General features: G+C 68.3%; 1 protein-coding gene. It reads left to right on the forward strand.

Features of this window, described 5'->3' with window-relative positions:
• A partial coding sequence (locus ACI3KW_RS23200) for an extracellular solute-binding protein (RefSeq protein WP_404850054.1) occupies positions 1-551 on the forward strand: 551 nt, incomplete at its 5' end.
• Between the last annotated feature and the right edge of the window lie 83 nt (positions 552-634).

The following is a 634-nucleotide window of genomic DNA, read 5'->3' on the forward strand; positions in this document are numbered from 1 at the left end:
TCGCCGACTGGCTCGCCGCCCAGGGCAAGAACGGCACCGGAAACCTGAACACCGACGTCGACGGCGAGATCGCCAAGCAACAGTTCCTCGACGGCACGGCGGCCTTCTGGCTGACCGGTCCGTGGAACGTCGGCGCCGCAGTCGACGCGGGCATCAACGTGGCGATCGACCCCGTCCCCAGCCCCACCGGTGAGACCGCGTCGCCGTTCGCCGGCGTCAAGGGCTTCTTCGTCAGCGCCGAGTCCAAGAACAAGGTCGCTGCGAACGACTTCCTGGTGAACTACATCGGCACGAAGGACGTCCAGCTCGAGCTGTTCAAGGCCGGCAACGTCCTGCCCGCGCTCACGGCTGCTGCAGACGAGGCTGCCTCCGACCCGATCATCGCCGGCTTCCAGGCTGTCGGCGCCGACGCCGTTCCGATGCCGGCCATCCCGGCCATGGGCTCGGTGTGGCAGTTCTGGGGCGTGGCCGAGGCCGCGATCATCAACGGTGCGGACCCGAAGACGACGTGGCAGAAGCTCGTCGACGACGTGACCGCGGCCATCAAGTAAGACACCACCAGCACCATCCTGCCGGGGCGGACGCAGCCGTCCGCCCCGGCAGCTCCACGACGGGGACGAGATGACAGACACCG

This window comes from Devosia sp. ZW T5_3 (assembly GCF_044987315.1).
Classification (GTDB): Bacteria; Pseudomonadota; Alphaproteobacteria; order Rhizobiales; family Devosiaceae; genus Devosia.